Here is an 18,363-nt window from a genome sequence, read left to right as displayed (position 1 = left end):
ATGTTTTTGCTTTGATTTTAATTATGAAGTTCTTATTTGGAAGGAGCTTCCGTTGTTTCTTCTGCTTCTGCCTCTTCTCCTTCGTCAGCAGCGGTAGTTTCCATAACCACTGCATCCTTCTTTGCTTCAATGACTTTATCTGATCCTTTTGGTATCTTCATATCTACCAGCCAGTATTTCTGCTGTGTCATCGTATTATCCGGAATAACGAGAAGATTTAAATCATATTCCTTAAAAAATCCGCCGTATGAGGTTTCGCTGGATCTTTCATAAGAAAAATCCTGAGTCGCTGCTTCATCATTTAAATATCTCACGGCAGCATTAGCAAATTCTACCGCTTCCTCAGGAGTGGTTCCATGTCTTACCATCAAGGTCAGATCCATACTTTTTTTCTCTTGGTCAACGCTGTAATTGACGCTTATTGCCATCGGATACTGATCATTGTCAACAAACTCTTCATCCATATCGTTCCCAATCTGAGTCCAGTCTAGAACAATTCCCTGCTGGGTTTCAAAAACCGGTTCTGCAGGGCCGCCTGAAGAAAGAATATTGCTTTTGGTACAGCCGGTTAATAATAAAGCTGACACGGCACATATCATGATCGCTTTGTTCTTCATCATAATTTCCTCCTTATTAATCATTTAACATTATATCTGATGTGTTGTTTTTTTTGTAGTGCTTTTGGAAAAAAGTCAGAAAATCTTCACAAAAAAGTTCTTATTTTTATTGGAACCAATGTCTTGTTTTCCCTTAATTGCCATACTTTTTATAAAAATCAAACAGCCAGGAATCCTTTCTTCAGGGGCCTGGCTGTTTTTTTGAAATCACGGAGCATATTTTCTTATAAATCAAATATTTTTATCTCTGTACTGGAATGTGTAGGCACCCGCTTATCCTCCGGAGGCAGTTTGGTATAATCTCCATAAATCCAGGTGAGAACTTCATGCCAGCCCTTGGGAGCCATCAATGTGGTATCTTCAAATTCCAGATCCACCGTTTCCTCGCACCATTCCTTTTGCAGTGTCACATAAAGATAATCCGGCTGATAATTGCTGTAATAGCGCAGTCTGCTCTTTCCCTTCCTGTCCTTTACAGCCACCTGGTACTGAATCTTTCTTAAGACCTTCATGGGGATCAGCTTTCCGATCAGGGCCAGAATGCCTACGCAGATTTTATTGGTCAGACTATACTTTTTAAAATCCAGCTTATACCGGTGTCCCATGGCAAGACCGTAAATAATGGTATGAAGCAGAAGGGTGATTGTAGAAGCCGCTTTGCGTTCCGGCAATTCATCAATGGTGAATAAATCCACCCACAGATGGTTTAACTTTCCTTCATAATACTCCATCTCTTTTGTATCTTCATGAGTCCTGCTGTTTTTATAAATGATTCTGGCGGTAAAATCATAAAAGCCTTTCCCCCCTCTTAAATCCTTGGGCTCCAAAAGCTCCATGTTCTCCGGAAGTTCCCTTTTGACCACCTTTAAAAAGGCCTCATAATTGGGTCTTGTAAAGGCCAGATCCGCATCGTCATCCCAGGGAATAAAGCCTTTATGCCTTACTGCTCCCAAAAGGGTTCCTGCATCCAGAAGATATTTGATCCGGTATTTCCGGCAGATCCTGTCAACCTCCTTTAATATGGCAAGATTCGCCTGATGGACTTTTGTTAAATCATATTTTTCCATGTTACCTCCATTCTGCCCGTCCTTCCGGACAGGCAGATACGTCCCCGCTGGTAATCTTTACTGCCTTACGGCTTCTTTAATGACTTTTGCCATATAATCGATCATCTCATCGGTCATTCCGGGATAAACACCTACCCAGAAGGTATCCTGCATGATGCGGTCGGTGTTCTTAAGTTCCCCTACGATCCGGAACCCTTCCCCGGCCTCTCTCATCTGATCAAAGCAGGGGTGCTTTGTCAAGTTTCCGGCAAACAGCATTCTGGTCTGAACGCCCCTGGATTCCACATACTGTACCACCTTCGTCCGGTCTACCCCTTCCTTGCAGGTGATCAGAAAGCCGAACCAGCTGGGCCTGGAGTTTGGACAGGCTTCCGGAAGAATCAGCTTATCCGAAACCTCCTTGACCCCGTTATAAAGACGGTCAAAGTTATAACGCCTGCGTTCCACAAAGGAAGGGAACTTATCCAGCTGGGCACATCCGATGGCTGCCTGCATGTCCGTGGTCTTTAAATTATATCCAAAATGGGAATAAACGTATTTGTGGTCATAGCCTAACGGAAGCTCCCCATACTGGCGGTCGAACCGGTGTCCGCACAGATTATCCGTACCCGATGGGCAGACACAGTCCCGTCCCCAGTCACGGAAGGAACGAATGATCTTATTCAACAGGGAATTGCTGGTATACACAGCCCCACCCTCTCCCATGGTCATATGGTGAGGCGGATAAAAGCTGGAGGTTCCGATATCTCCGATGGTTCCTGAGAAACGTTCCTCCCCGTCAATGGTATATTTTGTTCCCAGCGCATCACAGTTATCCTCAACCAGCCATAAATTATACTTATCACAAAATGCCTTAACAGCAGACAAATCATAAGGATTCCCCAGCGTATGGGCAATCATGACCGCCTTGGTCTTTTCAGACCGTGCCGCTTCCAGCATGGTTACGTCAATGTTGTACTGGGGAATGGTCACATCCACAAATACAGGTACTGCCCCGTACTGAATGATGGGATTCACTGTGGTTGGAAATCCTGCTGCTACGGTAATGACCTCGTCTCCCCGCCTGATCTGGCGTTCCTTTAAAAGAGGAGAAGTCAGGGTCATAAAAGCCAGCAAGTTGGCGGAAGACCCGGAGTTGACCAGAGAACAGAAACGAACATTTAAGTATTTTGCAAATTTCTTTTCAAATTCCTGGGTATAGCGTCCGGAGGTCAGCCAGAACTCCAGGGAACTGTCTACTAAATTAACCATTTCCTCATGGTCATATACACGGGAGGCATAGGAAATACGTTCCCCTTCCTGATAGGGCTTTTTCTGATTGTGAAATGTATCACAATATTCTTTTACCAGCGCAAGGATCTCCTCCCTGGCCTCTTTTTCTGATTTGTGTTCAAACATAGCTGTTTTCTCCTCTCATACTCTTATGAGCTAAAAAACTCTGTAATCTGCCGGTCCGTCATCTCCAGCATATCTGCTCCGTCCAAATAAGCCTTTGCCCACTGGACAGTCTTTTCTACTGCTTCCTTTACTCCGTACCTTGGGGTCCAGCCAAAGACATTCTTTATTCTGGAACAATCCAGCTTTAGAAAGTTTGCCTCATGAGGACCGCCGGAAAAACGGTTGATCCACTTAAGCCCTTCTCCCCATACTTCACAGAAAAGGCCGGCCAGAGTTCCGGTGGTAACACAGTCCCTGTCATCAGGCCCCACGTTATAGTATCCCTGGAACGCCCGGTCTTCATACTGCTTCATGGCAATGGTCATGTAAACGGAGAGAGGCTCCAGAACATGCTGGTAGGGTCTTGTGGAATGGGGGTTTCTTACTATGATATCCTGCTTCTTTGATGCAGCTCTTATGCAGTCCGGAATAATCCGGTCATTGGCAAAATCTCCCCCACCGATCACGTTGCCGGCGCGGGACGTGGAAATTGCCGTACGTCCGTCGGAAAAGAAGGACTTGGCATAGCTGTGTGTCACCAGTTCGGAACAGGACTTGCTGTTGGAATAGGGGTCGTAGCCATCAAGAGGATCATTCTCCCGGTATCCGTACTCCCACTCTTTATTTTCATACACTTTATCTGTGGTAACATTCAAAAAAGATTTTACGGAAGGGGTCAGTCGGATGCATTCTAACACGTTCACCGTCCCCATCACATTGGTTTCATAGGTATATACCGGGTCCTTATAGGAATCCCGGACAATGGGCTGTGCCGCAAGATGAAATACGATCTCCGGCTTTGTCTGTTCAAATACTTTTTTTAAATGCTCTAAATCCCGGACATCTCCGGTAATCGAATCCATGAGACTTGAAAGACCGGTCACTTCAAACAGACTTGGGGTCGTCGGCGGCATCAGGGAATATCCGGTCACAGACGCCCCTGCCCTTATAAGAAGGCGGCTGAGCCAGGAACCCTTAAAGCCGGTGTGCCCTGTGATCAGAACCTTTTTCCCTTTATAAAATTCAGAAAATTCATTCCATCTTATACTTGTCCAATTTGTCATATTATTTCTCCCAAATCTTCCAGGGTGCCTTGCCTGACTGCCACAGGTCCTCCAGCTTTTTCATCTCCCGCTGGGTATCCATGCACTGCCAGAAGCCGGTGTGATGGAAGCTCATAAGCTGTCCCTCGGCGGCCAGTCTCTGCAAAGGCTCCTGTTCTAAAACTGTGGTATCATCCTTTAGGTAGGAAAAAACCTCCGGGTTCATTACCATAAATCCGCCGTTAATCAGGCTGGCATCGGCCTCTGCCTTTTCCCGGAAGGACCGAACCACATTTCCTTCGTCAATATCCAGTACCCCTTTTAACTGTGCAATATTCACCGTCGTCATGGTGGCTGTCTTTCCATGGCTCTTATGGAACTTTAACAGAGCGTCCAGATCCACATCACAGACACCGTCTCCATAGGTAAGCATAAACGGTTCCTCACCGATATAAGGCTGGATGCGCTTGATTCTGCCTCCGGTCATGGTATTTAAACCGGTATCCACAAGAGTCACCTTCCATGGTTCAGAATAATTGTTATGTACCTCCATGCTGTTATTGGCAAGATCAAAGGTCACATCTGAGGTATGGAGGAAATAATCGGCAAAGAATTCCTTCACCACATACTGCTTATAACCCAGGCAGATAACGAAATCATGAAATCCGTACTGGGAATAGTACTTCATAATATGCCAGAGTATGGGCCTCTCTCCGATCTCAATCATGGGCTTTGGCTTTAAATGGCTCTCTTCACTGATCCTGGTTCCAAGTCCACCTGCTAATAATACAACTTTCATTCTCTGATCCTCCATTCTTTAGTCATATTCTTTATAGGCCTTCCGGTAAAAATGCATCAGCACCTTTACAGCCGGTTCCGGCCACATCTTTAAAAACATTTCCGCTTCTTCTTTTGCCCGGCTGTTATCCGCAATGCAGGCCTTTGTGGTGGCCTCTTCATGGACACGGTAAAACAATATGGGCCTTTCCACACAAATAAAGCGTCCGGAAACATCTGCCAGCTTATATAACGTATCCCAATCCAGAGCAAACCGGTACGGGGAGGTGAAAAGGGGTTCTCCCAGGATTTCTTTATTATATGCACATGCCGGACAGCAAATGGAGTTACCAAATATAAGGGCACTTTTTTTCACCCAGGATAAATGGCTGATTCCGTGAAAACGCAAAGGAAGACGAAGGATCCGCTTGATAAATTCCACTGCTTCAAATCCGGATAACTTATCTTCTTTTACTACTGCATAACCTCCGGTAAAAACTGTCATATCCGGGTACTTTTTTTCAAACTCCAGAAGTTTCTTAACATAATCCTTCTGATATAAATCATCCTGATGGGCAATGGTGACAAAGCGGGCATCGGCCTTATGATAAGCAAAGTTCCAGTCGTCCCTTATACTGCTTTCTCCATGCCGGACATATATGGGAATGCCGTGTTTTACTCCCAGCTCCGTAATAAAGGGGCTGGGGGTCGAGGTACACAGCAGAATATCTGATTTTATAGTCTGCGCTTTCAGAGAACGGATGCAGGATTCCAAGTAGGGGGAATCCTTATAGGCACAGATTGCAAATGCATGTGGTTTCATATTCAATCCTCAAATGTTACGTGTCTTAGTATGGCTATGATTATACCATAGAAACGGAAAAAGATTCCACCATATTCACTATTTTGAAAGAATTTGGAAGACATTACCGCTCCATATAACCTTTGATCAGCTTTAACGTCTGTTCCATCCCTTTGATATGGGTTCTTTCTGTTCCATGAGACGCATGGACCCCCTGGCCGATTAAGGCCCCGCGGATGTTATTGCCGCCGCGGATTGCCGCTCCTGCGTCCGATCCGTAGTGAGGAAACACATCCACGGCATAGTCGATGTTCTGTTCTTTTGCGATCGCAATCAGCCGGCTTGTCATCTCGTAGTCATACGGACCGGAGGAATCCTGGGCACAGATGGATACCTTCCGTTCGCTGCCAGTCAGATCATCTCCTAATGCTCCCATATCCACAGCAAGAAATTCTTCAATATCCTGCGGAATCCAGCTTGCACCGAATCCTACTTCTTCATAATTGCTGATCACAAGCTTTAACGTTCTCTTTGGAAGATTGCCGGATTCAGAAATATCTTTTAACACGCCTAAAAGAACTGCTACCGAGGCTTTGTCATCTAAGTGACGGGACTTGATGTAGCCGCTTTCCGTATAGACAAACATGGGATCAAAGCTGATGTAATCACCGGCTGAAATATCCAGCTTTAATACGTCCTCTTCATTTTCCACCAGTTCATCCAGGCGGACTTCCATGTTCTTCGCCTTACGTTCCAGAGTCCTGGCATTGTCATAGGTGTGGACGGAGGGCTCTTTTGTCAGAATGGTCCCCGTATAGGTCTTGCCGCTTCTGGTGTGTACCTTACAGTACATGCCTTCAATGCTTTCCATCATAAAGCCGCCGACCAAAACCATATTCAACATTCCCTGAGGGGTAATGGATCGAACCATGGCCCCCAGTGTATCTACGTGCGCAGATAAACCCAAAACCTCTCCGGTCTGTCCGGGTACTTCAATGATCAGACCGCCTTTGCGGTTGTAGGTGGAGGAATAACCAAAAGCCCTTGCTTCCTCTTCTACCGCCTTTAAGACTTCTTTTGTATAGCCGCTGGGACTTGGAATGTTAATGATCTTTTCCAGTATTTTTGCTACATATGTCATAGTTTCCATAATATATGGCCTTCTTTCTATCCTGTGGAATTATACCTGTTCAATTCCTTTGATTTGTCTGTTTTATTTCATTCTGTTATGATTGCCTTTCCATTTTAGCAGATTTTCTTCCATATGGCTACCGGATTGAAAAAGGACAAAAAATAAGCCTTAAAATGGGTCTGTTCAAACATACCATTTAAGGCTTATCTTTAAATTCTATTTATTCCGGAGCGGTTTTTACCAACTCCATATGGTTTCTTATACTTCGAAGATCAGGTCTCCGTAGCTTGGCAATGGCCATAATTCTTTGTCTACAATCATTTCCAGTTTGTCTGCCGGTGTACGAAGAGCTGCCATTGCAGGAACTACTTCATCATGATAAGCGGTTGCCTGCTCTTTGTTATCTTCAAGGGCTGCACACTTGTCAGTAACTTCAATCAGAGCAGATAAAGCGAGCTTCATATCGGAAAGATATGCGCTTACTTCCACAAGAAGTTCTTCCTGTACACTGGTATCCGCATCCGGACATGCAGATTTGATCTTTCCTAAGGAATCAGCAAGTAAGGAGGTGTATTTTACAACCGCCGGAATAATCTGCTTGCCAGCCATATCGATCATGGTTCTTGCCTCGATGTTGATGGCTTTGCTGTAAGCTTCATATTCAATCTCAACACGGGATTCCAGTTCTGCCTTTGTAAATACCTTGAATTCTTCAAACATCTTGATAGAATCTTCCGTAACAAGTGCAGGAATGGCTTCTACCATAGATTTCAAGTTCGGAAGTCCTCTTTTTTCTGCTTCTTCTACCCATGCATCGGAATAGCCGTTGCCGTTAAAGATGACTCTTCTATGTTCTGCTAACTGCTTTTTAATCAGGTCATGTACTGCGGTATCAAAATCATCTGCCTTCTCAAGAATATCTGCCGCTTCTTTAAATGCCTCTGCGGTAATGGTGTTCAATACAACGTTCGGAGAAGAAATGGAGTCGGAGGAACCAACCATACGGAACTCGAACTTATTGCCGGTAAAGGCAAATGGAGAGGTTCTGTTACGGTCTGTAGCGTCCTTAAATAAATCAGGTAAGGTTCTAACGCCTGTCTTTAAGGTTCCGCCTGCCTTGGAACGGGTTGCTTCTCCGGTGCTGCAAAGCTGGTCTACCACGTCTTCTAACTGCTCGCCGATGAATACGGAGATAATAGCTGGAGGAGCCTCATTGGCACCCAGTCTGTGATCATTTCCTACATCTGCTGCAGCTTCACGAAGAAGGTCCGCATGCTTGTCAACCGCCTTTAAGATACAGGATAACACCAGTAAGAACTGAATATTCTCGTGAGGTGTCTCTCCCGGATTTAATAAGTTGATTCCGTCATCAGAGGTTAAGGACCAGTTATTATGCTTACCGGAACCGTTCACTCCTGCAAATGGCTTCTCATGAAGCAGACAGTTTAATCCGTGACGTCCTGCCACCTTCTTTAAGGTTTCCATAACCAGCTGGTTGTGGTCAACGGCTACATTGGCCTGCTCATAAATCGGTGCCAGCTCATGCTGTGCCGGAGCAACCTCATTATGCTGTGTCTTTGCCGGAACCCCAAGCTTCCAGAGTTCTTCGTTTACTTCCTTCATATATGCAGCAACTCTCTCACGGATTGAGCCGAAGTAATGATCTTCCAGTTCCTGTCCCTTTGGAGGCATTGCTCCGAATAAGGTACGGCCGGCATAAATTAAATCTTTTCTCTGTAAATATTTCTCATGGTCAACCAGGAAATATTCCTGCTCCGGTCCAACGGATGGAGTGACTCTCTTTGATGTGGTATTTCCGAATAATCTTAAGATTCTTAAGGCCTGCTCATCAACAGCTTCCATAGATCTTAAGAGAGGGGTCTTTTTGTCAAGTGCTTCTCCTGTGTAGGAACAGAAAGCAGTGGGAATGCAAAGGGTAACACCAATGGCATCTTCTCTTAAAAACGCCGGTGAAGTACAATCCCAAGCCGTATATCCTCTGGCTTCAAAGGTTGCCCGAAGTCCGCCTGAGGGGAAAGAGGAAGCATCCGGTTCGCCTTTTACAAGCTCTTTGCCGGAAAATTCCATGATTACCTTTCCATCTGTTGATGGTGCAGAGATGAAAGAATCATGCTTTTCTGCCGTAATGCCGGTAAGGGGCTGGAACCAATGTGTATAATGAGTTGCACCTCTTTCAATTGCCCAGTCCTTCATTGCATGTGCAACTACATCAGCAATGGAAGGATCAAGCTCTGCGCCATCCTCGATTGTTTTCTTTAATTTCTTGAAAACAGACTTTGGTAAACGCTCTCTCATTACTGTTTCGTTAAATACATTCTTACCGAACATCTCGGCTACGTTCACAACTTCACTCATAAATTTTCCATCCTCTCATATGAATTACCACTTAATAATATTAAGCCGGTTTGCCCTTTTTAAGTCTCTTTTTAATTAAATATGCATAAAATTAGAAAAAGCGCCCTCCAAGTATAAGGAGAACGCCATCGTTCCTATTTAAAATATATCATTTCCTTAAAAAAATCAAGTACTTTTTGAAAAATATTTTATAAATCAGCAATTAAGCTTTTCCTACAGAACCAAATAATTCCATCTTTTCCTTAACCGTTGCCTTGATTGCTTCCGTACCGGGAGCAAGAAGTTTTCTTGGGTCAAAGCCCTTACCTTCTAAATCCTTGCCTGCTTCCACGTACTTACGGGTTGCTTCTGCAAAAGAAAGCTGGCATTCGGTATTCACATTGATCTTGGCCACGCCAAGGCTGATTGCTTTCTTGATCTGGTCTTCTGGAATGCCTGTACCACCGTGAAGCACCAAAGGCATATCGCCTACTTTATCTTTTACAGCAGCCAGAGTCTCAAAGCTTAAACCTGCCCAGTTCGCAGGATACTTTCCGTGGATGTTGCCGATCCCTGCCGCCAGCATGGTAACACCTAAATCAGCCACCTGCTTGCATTCATCAGGGTCTGCACACTCGCCCATGCCCACAACTCCGTCTTCTTCACCGCCGATGGAACCAACCTCTGCTTCCAGGGAAAGTCCTTTTTCTGCACATACCTTTACAAGCTCCGTAGTTTTTTCCACATTTTCAGCAATGGGATAATGGGAACCATCAAACATGATGGAGGAAAATCCTGCTTCGATGCATTTGTAGCAGCCTTCATAGGAACCATGGTCCAGATGAAGTGCTACCGGAACAGAGATCTTTAATTCTTCAATCATGGCTTTCACCATAGCAGCTACGGTCTTGTAGCCTGTCATGTATTTGCCAGCACCTTCGGAAACACCCAGAATCACTGGTGATTTTAATTCCTCTGCTGTCTGTAAAACGGCCTTTGTCCACTCAAGGTTGTTGATGTTGAACTGTCCGACTGCATATTTTCCGTCTCTTGCTTTTTCAAGCATTTCTTTCGCTGAAACTAACATATCACGAACCTCCATTTGTTTTAAGATTTTTATCTTTTATTTTTTCATTATATACTATTATATCTTTTTTGAAAAGAATAATTTAAAAAAGATTGTTTTTTTTATAACAAAGTTACATTTTGCTTTCATAGGGACAATGCTTTATAATAGTATTAAAATAAATACAATATGGGAGAGATGTTATGAAACAAAAGATGGAAGAAGACCAATCAAGGGAACTATTTACAAAGAAACAGCTGAAAAAGCTGATCCTGCCCCTGGTCATTGAGCAGTTTCTGGCCGTTGCCATGGGAATGACAGATACCCTTATGGTTGCTCCAGTTGGAGAAGCAGCCGTATCCGGCGTATCGATCGTGGACACCATTAACGTCCTTTTAATTGGTCTGTTCGGCGCAATGGCTGCCGGAGGTTCCGTTGTCACCGCCCAGTACATCGGGAGAAGAGATGAAAAAAATGTTTCCAAAGCAGCCGGTCAGCTTTTTCTGGCTGTAGGCGGCCTTTCCATCGCTTTGATGGTTGCTACACTGATTTTTAATGAATCTCTTTTGCGTCTCATCTATGGCAACATCAGCCAGGATGTTATGGGGAATGCAAGGATCTATTTTTACTTATCCTCTCTTTCCTACCCATTCCTGGCTTTTTATAACAGTGCGGCCGCGCTGTTCCGCTCTGTGGGAAACTCCGGGGTCTCCATGAGGGTTTCCATCATTGCCAATGTATTTAATATTGTGGGAAACATCATCTTTATCTTTGGATTGCATATGGGGGTGGCAGGCTCCGGACTCTCCACCCTGATTTCAAGAATCCTCTGCGCCGTTATTATTCTGGTGCTCCTTCACAGACATGCCGGACTCTCCGTAGACTTTACGCTTAAAATCGATAAAAGTATGCTGCGTAAGATCTTATACATCGGAGTTCCAAACGGAGTGGAAAACAGCATCTTCCAACTGGGAAAGCTGCTTCTTTCCAGTCTTATCTCCAGCTTCGGCACCGTAGCCATTGCAGCAAATGCTGTTGCAAGTACCATCTGCGGTCTGGAAACCATACCCGCAACAGCCATTGGCATCGCCATGATAACGGTGGTCGGCCAGTGCGTAGGTTCAGGCGAACTGGACCAGGCCAAAAAGTATATGGGAAAGCTGTTAAAAACAGCCTATATCTGGCTGATCATATTAAACCTTTCCATCATACCGTTTTTAAATGTTATTACAAACCTGTTCCAGCTGTCACCGGAAACCAGTTCCCTGGCCGTAAAGCTGATGCTTTACCACAGTATCTGCTGCATGATCATTCATCCCCTGGCGTTCTGTCTCACCAACGGCCTTCGGGCGGCAGGTGATGTCCGTTTTACAATGATGGTCTCCATCTGCTCAATGTGGATCTGCCGCATCGTTCTAGCCTATGTATTAAGCCTTCACTTAGGCCTTGGACTTATGGGCATCTGGATCGCCATGACCATCGACTGGCTGGTTCGGGCAATCTTCTTTTCCCTCCGGGTCCTGCGCGGCAAATGGCGCCGGTTCGCATACCGGACTCTCAGTTAGTCTAAGAAACTGATCACTGCTTCTTTCATTTGATCCGCATCGCATTCGGTATTATGACGTACCGGAGCGGTGCGGATTTCTTCTACCGCCTGGGGAACAGCAATTCCTGATACGGCAGCCAGATGATCGATGATCTGAAATTCATCATCTGTCTCCTGCTTTCCTTCAATGGCTTCCAGAACATTTCTGGAGAATTTGTAAGGGCTGGCGGTTGAGGCGATGACCGTCTTCGTATCATCCCCGGTAGTTTTTTTATAATCCTGATATACGGCAGATGCCACTCCGGTATGGGTGTCGATTAAGTATCCGGTGCGGTCAAACAGTTCCTTAATGGTGGATCTGTTCTCTTCTTCCAATGCAAATCCGCCTGTAAAATCTTCCATCTTCTTTCTCATCTCTCCAGTTACCGTATAGCTTCCTTTTTCACTCAGTTCTTTCATAAGCGCTGCGCATAAAGATGCATCGCATCCGGTGCTTAAGTAAATCAGACGCTCTAGATTACTGGAAATCAGGATATCCATAGAAGGAGAGCTGGTCAGTATAAAATCCCGGTTCCTGTCGTAGGTGCCGGACTGGAAGAAATCAAAAAGCACTTTATTATCATTGGAAGCACAGATCAGCGTCTTAACCGGTACCCCCATCTGCTTTGCAAAATATGCCGCCAGAATGTTTCCGAAATTTCCCGTAGGAACTACTACATTAATCCGTTCTCCATCTGCAATCTCTCCGCCAGAAAGCAGCTTTGCATATGCGTATACATAATACACGATCTGGGGAACCAGTCTTCCGATGTTGATGGAATTGGCCGAAGAAAGCTGATATCCCTTCTTTTCCAGAAAGTCTGCAAATTCTTTGTCACCAAAAATCTTCTTCACTCCGGTTTGGGCATCATCAAAATTTCCGTGAATGGCTGCCACATGGGTATTCTCTCCTTTTTGTGTCACCATCTGAAGCTCCTGGACGCGGCTTACTCCGTCTTTCGGATAGAACACGATGATCTCTGTCCCTTCCACATCTGCAAAGCCTGCCATTGCCGCTTTGCCGGTATCTCCGGAGGTTGCAGTTAAGATCACGATCTTATTCTTCACCTGATTCTTCTTCGCAGCTGTGGTCATCAGGTGGGGGAGAATGGAGAGAGCCATGTCCTTAAACGCAATGGTGCTTCCATGATACAGCTCCAGATAATAAGCACCATCCGCTTTGGAAAGAGGGGCGATCTCTTCGGTGTCAAACTTGCTGTCATATGCCCGTGCGATGCAGCTTTTCAATTCAGCTTCGGAATAGTCTGTAAGAAACAGCTTCATTACCTCATAAGCCGTTTCCTGATAGGTCATGCGAGACAGTTCCTTCATGGTTTTGTCAAGCTTTGGTATAAAGCAAGGCATAAATAAGCCGCCGTCTGCTGCCAGCCCTTTTAAAATTGCCTGCGATGCCGTTACACCGGCTTCTTTGCCCCGGGTACTTTGATAGGATAATTCCATGGTTTTTTGATTCCTTTCCTGCTTTGTGATAGTATGAATTGATGAAAACCTTGCCAGCATTGTAGCACACTTTGCAAAATGGCGCAAGCAAAAAGTATTCTTTATGCGGACATATGTGTTTGTTACAGAGACATGTGGTAAGGCTACCATTTTCCTTTTCTGTGTGGTAAGATAGGTTCACAGATTCTTTAGTTTCATAAATATAGAAAGGACCGGATGGATTTATGAAATATGAACATATGAGAAAGGGGACCTTCATCAGAAGACCCAACCGTTTTATTGCACACGTTCTGATTTCCGGAGACGGAGGGAAAGAAGAAACCGTTGTCTGTCACGTGAAAAACACGGGGCGGTGCAAGGAGCTTTTGCTTCCAGGCGCTGCGGTGCTGGTACAGTTTCATCCGGAAGCGGCAGTCCTTGGAAGAAAGACACAATACTCTCTGATTGGAGTATGGAAGGAACGGACGGACGGTCCCCTTCTCATCAACATGGATTCCCAGGCGCCAAATCAGGCTGCTTACGAATGGCTGCTTTCCAACAGCGGAAATATAACCCTTCCTTTTCACAATCATTCCACGAAAAAATCCGGCTTTGGACTTTCCATAAGTAATATCCGGCGGGAGGTCACCTATGACCATTCACGGTTTGATCTGGCTTTTCAGTCGGCTGATCCGGAATTTTCTGCATTTATGGAAGTCAAAGGCGTTACTCTGGAGGACCATGGACGTGCCATGTTCCCGGATGCACCCACAGAACGGGGAATCAAGCATGTGGAAGAGCTGATTCACGCCCGTAAGGAAGGCTACGAAGCTTACCTTTTGTTTGTCATCCAGATGAAAGAGATGACTACCTTTGAGCCTAACCGAGTGACCCATCCGGAATTTGCCGCAGCACTGAAAGAAGCACAAAAAGCAGGGGTACATCTCCTGGCTTATGACTGTATTGTAACAGAGGATTCCATGATTCTGGATCAGCCGGTTCCTGTATCCCTGCAGGAAAAATAATTAATTCAAAAAGTTATACTAAAGCAGTTAAAATTTACGCCCGCCGCCTCCCATGGTGCGCCCGGAGGAGGTATGGGTGGTACTTCTGCCGCCGGAGGAAAACCCTCCTCCGCCGCTTCCTCCCCCATGATTCCTGGGGATGATCACATGGGTGACTGTTTTATGGATCAGATGGTCGGTCTCATCGGAATACCGGAATTGACTGCTGACCCGGTATGCCATCAGATCGTTTGCTGACCGGCCCCTTTCTTTTTTCATGGAATACCTGGAAACTACTCCCATACAGGATATTCCGGCTGCAAAAAGAGCGATCCCGGCTGCAATTGCCGCTTCATACCATCGGATGCTCCGGTACACACTGATTTTACCTGTTTCCTTGTCATAATTGTACTGTCCGCCCGGAATCCCGGCTCTGTAATACCGGGTGACTCCATCTAAAAAGGTTTGTGCACAGGCAGCATAATCCATCTGGCTTATGGCCTCATAGGATTTATCCAGAATATGATTCCAACGCTTATCCGTTAAAAAACGGTTCATTTTTCCTACGGGAAGAATATAGATTTCCCGATTGTCCATATCAATCAGAAACAGGGCACCTCTGTAATCCGGGCCAACGCCGTATCCCCCTTGAACATAATAATCTTCCGCATACTGCCCGGCAGACTTACCGCCTGTATCATTGGTGGTCACAATCACAACATCCATGTTCATTTCTTTTCTCATGGAAGTGATCTGATTTTCAAAGGCAGCCTTCTCTTCCCTAGAAAAAAGACCGGCATCATCAAATACTCTTGTCTCTTCTCCAAAGGAATCACTTCTTCCTGAAAAGACAGCAAAGAACAGGAAAAGTGCCAGGAATACGACCGCTGATCTTCTCTTATGCATTTGCATCCATTCCATCGTCTTCATATCAGATACCCCACAATCAGTAAAACAAGAAATACCGGAAAGAATATTTCAGCAAACAGCAAAAGCAGCTTGCCTTTATCCACCGGAAGCTTTCCGCAGACCTTTCCGGTCTGACCATTGATGGTAAAATAATACATTTCATTCTTTGCCTGATCATGATAAGTAAGCGTCCAAACAGGAAGAAGGGCATACTCCCAGGTTTCATCTTCCAACCGGACAGACTGGTCCTGAACCCTTACGGAGTCATAGGAGGTAATGCTGTTTTTTAAGGAGCTTTCCGCAAAGGAACGGATCTCGGCCTTGACCTCCTCAGAAAAATCCTCTTCTTCCATGTCCCGGCGTTCCGCCACAAAACCAGATAAATATCCCATGGAAAAGGGCTTCATACGATCCGTTTCGTAAGGCAGCACCCCTTCTGTCAATTCCCTGCTTGCCTTTTTTAAAGCATTTCTTGGTACAAATTTTACCGGCATAGAGCCTTCCCTTTTTATCTCATAGGTCTGGGTTTCCGTGTAACGGTAATTTCCGCTGACCCATATCCGAAGGCGGTCGGCCCTTGCCAGCAGATTCCCTTCTGCCCGGCAGCTGTATAAGAGATAGGGAAAATATACACCGGAAATCTTGTTTATCTGATCTTCACTGTAAAAAGCACTGGGAATAAACCGTTTTTTCTTCATCCAGCTATTAAAGATCTCCACCGCCCGGTCTTTTTCGATGGCAAAAGGTATCACATAATCCGGATGGTATTCTCCGGAAAGCCGCTTCGTTAAAATCACAGGATTATGGCAATAATAGCAGAAGGTGGCTGCGGTGGTCTCATCGGTTACGACTTCCGCACCGCAGCTGGGGCAGGCATAAAGAAGAGGTTCTCCATGTCCCCCTTCTTTCACCTCCGGCTTTGGATCCTTTGCTTCCTCTTCTGTGAATTCAGACAAACAGAATTCGCAGGCATAATTCTGTTTTTTGGGATCGAATTTAAGCGGTCCTCCGCAATTGGGGCAGTGGTAGGTTATGACCCCGCTCATGGCTTTGGTTTTCCGCAGTCGGAACAGAATTTTCCGGAATTTACGGCACCGCATTCACAGGTCCATGGACCATCCGGCTTTTTATTTCCGCATTCCGGGCAAAAGTTACCGGTATTGACACTTCCGCAGCTGCAGGTCCAGCGGTTTACGGTACTGGCTGGTGACTGCGGGGACTGACTGCTTTGCTGTTCCTGGTTCATCTGCATCTGTTTGAGGTTTGCGCCGGAAGCAGCATTCATAAACCCGCCTCCTACGTTCATTCCCATGCCCATTCCCATAAAGCCTGCCATGGAGCCGCCGGAATTGCTTCCTGCTGCCTCCATGCCTCTGGCCGCTGCTCCCTGTACATAGCCTTCCCGCACAGACGGATCACTCAGCATGGCGCCCTGGTTGCGCATATGGATCAAATCCCTGGACTCCTCATCATAAGAAATGCTTGCGATTCCCACCGACTGTATGGCCATTCCCCGGCGGGCTTTCCACTGTTCATCAAGAACGTCGGACATGTACTCGCCCAGTTCTCTTCCTTTGGAGGCCACATAGGAAATACGGATTCCATCCGCAGACATCTGATTGATGGAAGACTGAAGGGCTTCCAGAAACTCTGATAAATACTGCATATTGATATCATCGACTTCCACTTTGGACGCATTCTTTGGAATGGCTTCCGCATAAAACATAAGGGGGTCTGTCACCTTGATGGAATAGGTCCCATGAGCCCTTAAAAACAGCTCCGCATTATAAAACTGGTCAAAATAATTAATCGGATTCGGAGTTCCGAATTTAATCCCTTTGATTTCCTGCAGATTAATAAAAAATACTCTTTGAGATGTGGGTGTCTCTCCTCCATAACGGATCCGGTCAAAGGATTCCTTTAAGGCTTCTCCGAACTGGCCGTTAAACAGAGAGGGAAGCGATGAATGCTTTACAGTAAAATAACCTGGTTCTCCGGTATAATCAATGACCTTTCCTCCGTCCACCAGAAGCATGAACTGATTGGGGTAAACATGAATCACAGAACCATCGGAAACGGTATTATCTGTTCCCTTTGTATTGGACCCTTTCCGGATTTTTACACCGGCGGAGAACAGGGTCTGATCTCCCATTTCTCCGGCTTCAATTACTTCAAGCCACTGGTCTGCCAATGAACCGCCGATTGCGGTTGTGAGCGCTTTAACAATTCCCATGTCAATTCCTCCTCAACGTTAGATATCTTCCTTATAATATATACTTTGCATTTGTTTTATACTGCATTCCGCATCATGGAAATTTCCTTTGCATATCCGGAAAGATCATTGGGCGTTTCCAGATAAAACGGCAGATCCTTTAACAGCGGATGGGTAACGACCCGTTTCAAGGCTTCTTCTCCAATGAACCCCTCTCCGATCTTTGCATGACGGTCTTTGTGTGCTCCCAAAGGGTTTAAGCTGTCATTTAGATGAATGGCTTTTAAGCGGGAGAGACCGATCACCTGATCAAACCGGAATAATACACCGTCAAGGTCGCTGCGGATGTCATAACCGGCATCCCACACGTGGCAGGTATCGAGACAAATTCCCATATGTTCCTTTAGCGTTACCCGGTCAAGGATTTCCCTGAGCTCCTCAAATTCCTTTCCTACCTCGCTGCCCTTGCCGGACATGGTCTCCAAAAGTACCGTCGTATGAAGATCAGGGGTGAGAATCTGATTGAGCATGTCGGAGATGTACCTGATCCCAAGCTCCGTCCCCTGTTTCACATGACTTCCCGGATGAAAATTATAACAGTTTCCAGGCGTGTATTCCATGCGCTCCAAATCATCCTTCATAGTATCCCTGGCAAGATTGCGCAGATGTTCATCTGCCGAGCAGGCATTTAACGTATAGGGCGCATGAGCCAGAATCCGGTGGATCTGATGCTCACCGGCATAGGCAAGAAATTTGTTTACATCATCAGGATTCATGGCCTTTGCTTTGGTTCCCCTTGGATTCCGGGTGAAAAACTGAAAGGTATTGGCATTAATAGTTACGGCCTCTTTTCCCATGGCAAAATATCCTTTTGAGGAAGAAAGATGGCATCCGATTGTAAGCATATAAACCTCCTG

The 18,363-nt window shown here is 45.6% G+C and carries 16 protein-coding genes; 2 read left to right on the top strand and 14 right to left on the bottom strand.

The features are described from left to right. Nucleotides 1–32: 32 nt before the first annotated feature. The 9 genes from ACLTWA_RS14715 to fba form a co-directional block, all read right to left on the bottom strand. A complete protein-coding gene (locus ACLTWA_RS14715) occupies nucleotides 33–620 on the bottom strand; it encodes a hypothetical protein (protein ID WP_412328656.1) in 588 nt (195 codons plus the stop codon). A 221-nt stretch (nucleotides 621–841) separates the two neighbouring features. Further along, nucleotides 842–1,684: a LicD family protein gene (locus ACLTWA_RS14710; protein WP_412328655.1), complete on the bottom strand. Its 843-nt coding sequence runs from the start codon at nucleotides 1,682–1,684 to the stop codon at nucleotides 842–844. Nucleotides 1,685–1,741: 57 nt separating this feature from the next. After that, complete coding sequence (rfbH, locus tag ACLTWA_RS14705; RefSeq protein WP_412328654.1) at nucleotides 1,742–3,082, bottom strand: lipopolysaccharide biosynthesis protein RfbH; 1,341 nt, start codon at nucleotides 3,080–3,082, stop codon at nucleotides 1,742–1,744. Between the two features lie 23 nt (nucleotides 3,083–3,105). After that, the gene (gene rfbG, locus ACLTWA_RS14700; RefSeq protein WP_412328822.1) at nucleotides 3,106–4,167 is read right to left on the bottom strand and encodes a CDP-glucose 4,6-dehydratase; all 1,062 of its coding nucleotides are present in this window, start codon (nucleotides 4,165–4,167) and stop codon (nucleotides 3,106–3,108) included. 19 nt (nucleotides 4,168–4,186) lie between these two features. Beyond that, complete coding sequence (gene rfbF / locus ACLTWA_RS14695; protein WP_412328653.1) at nucleotides 4,187–4,963, bottom strand: glucose-1-phosphate cytidylyltransferase; 777 nt, start codon at nucleotides 4,961–4,963, stop codon at nucleotides 4,187–4,189. Between the two features lie 18 nt (nucleotides 4,964–4,981). Next, the gene (locus ACLTWA_RS14690; RefSeq protein WP_412328652.1) at nucleotides 4,982–5,764 is read right to left on the bottom strand and encodes a glycosyltransferase family 2 protein; all 783 of its coding nucleotides are present in this window, start codon (nucleotides 5,762–5,764) and stop codon (nucleotides 4,982–4,984) included. A 103-nt stretch (nucleotides 5,765–5,867) separates the two neighbouring features. Further along, entirely contained in the window at nucleotides 5,868–6,893 is a 1,026-nt protein-coding gene (locus ACLTWA_RS14685) for a M42 family metallopeptidase (RefSeq protein WP_412328651.1), read from the bottom strand. 240 nt (nucleotides 6,894–7,133) lie between these two features. Next, nucleotides 7,134–9,251, bottom strand: coding sequence for a glutamine synthetase III (locus ACLTWA_RS14680; RefSeq protein WP_412328650.1), 2,118 nt, complete (start codon nucleotides 9,249–9,251; stop codon nucleotides 7,134–7,136). Between the two features lie 202 nt (nucleotides 9,252–9,453). Then, the gene (gene fba, locus ACLTWA_RS14675) at nucleotides 9,454–10,317 is read right to left on the bottom strand and encodes a class II fructose-1,6-bisphosphate aldolase (RefSeq protein ID WP_412328649.1); all 864 of its coding nucleotides are present in this window, start codon (nucleotides 10,315–10,317) and stop codon (nucleotides 9,454–9,456) included. Nucleotides 10,318–10,499: 182 nt separating this feature from the next. On the opposite strand from fba, the gene ACLTWA_RS14670 reads away from it, so the two are divergent. Continuing rightward, nucleotides 10,500–11,861, top strand: coding sequence for an MATE family efflux transporter (locus tag ACLTWA_RS14670; RefSeq protein ID WP_412328648.1), 1,362 nt, complete (start codon nucleotides 10,500–10,502; stop codon nucleotides 11,859–11,861). Here ACLTWA_RS14670 and thrC read toward each other — a convergent pair. After that, entirely contained in the window at nucleotides 11,858–13,342 is a 1,485-nt protein-coding gene (gene thrC, locus ACLTWA_RS14665; protein ID WP_412328647.1) for a threonine synthase, read from the bottom strand. The genes ACLTWA_RS14670 and thrC overlap by 4 nt on opposite strands. Nucleotides 13,343–13,566: 224 nt before the next feature. Here thrC and sfsA point away from each other — a divergent pair, with 224 nt between their 5' ends. Then, the gene (sfsA, locus tag ACLTWA_RS14660; protein ID WP_412328646.1) at nucleotides 13,567–14,346 is read left to right on the top strand and encodes a DNA/RNA nuclease SfsA; all 780 of its coding nucleotides are present in this window, start codon (nucleotides 13,567–13,569) and stop codon (nucleotides 14,344–14,346) included. Nucleotides 14,347–14,373: 27 nt separating this feature from the next. On the opposite strand, the gene ACLTWA_RS14655 is transcribed toward sfsA, so the two are convergent. Genes ACLTWA_RS14655 through ACLTWA_RS14640 form a run of 4 tightly spaced genes read right to left on the bottom strand, consistent with a single transcriptional unit; the run spans nucleotide 14,374 to nucleotide 18,351 of the window. After that, complete coding sequence (locus ACLTWA_RS14655) at nucleotides 14,374–15,255, bottom strand: TPM domain-containing protein (protein ID WP_412328645.1); 882 nt, start codon at nucleotides 15,253–15,255, stop codon at nucleotides 14,374–14,376. Beyond that, nucleotides 15,252–16,280 carry a TFIIB-type zinc ribbon-containing protein gene (locus ACLTWA_RS14650; RefSeq protein WP_412328644.1) on the bottom strand — a complete coding sequence of 343 codons (1,029 nt, stop codon included), beginning with the start codon at nucleotides 16,278–16,280 and terminating at the stop codon, nucleotides 15,252–15,254. The genes ACLTWA_RS14655 and ACLTWA_RS14650 overlap by 4 nt, the downstream gene beginning before the upstream one ends. Continuing rightward, nucleotides 16,277–17,467, bottom strand: a complete 1,191-nt coding sequence (locus tag ACLTWA_RS14645; RefSeq protein WP_412328643.1) for an SPFH domain-containing protein — start codon at nucleotides 17,465–17,467, stop codon at nucleotides 16,277–16,279. Before ACLTWA_RS14645 ends, ACLTWA_RS14650 begins: the two co-directional genes overlap by 4 nt. Before the next feature lie 56 nt (nucleotides 17,468–17,523). Further along, nucleotides 17,524–18,351, bottom strand: a complete 828-nt coding sequence (locus ACLTWA_RS14640; protein ID WP_412328642.1) for a deoxyribonuclease IV — start codon at nucleotides 18,349–18,351, stop codon at nucleotides 17,524–17,526. Between the last annotated feature and the right edge of the window lie 12 nt (nucleotides 18,352–18,363).

The sequence above is a fragment of the Lacrimispora sp. genome (assembly GCF_046972725.1).
GTDB lineage: Bacteria > Bacillota > Clostridia > Lachnospirales > Lachnospiraceae > Lacrimispora.
The sequence above is the reverse complement of the archived record's forward strand: the minus strand, read 5'-3'. Positions and strand labels throughout refer to the sequence as shown.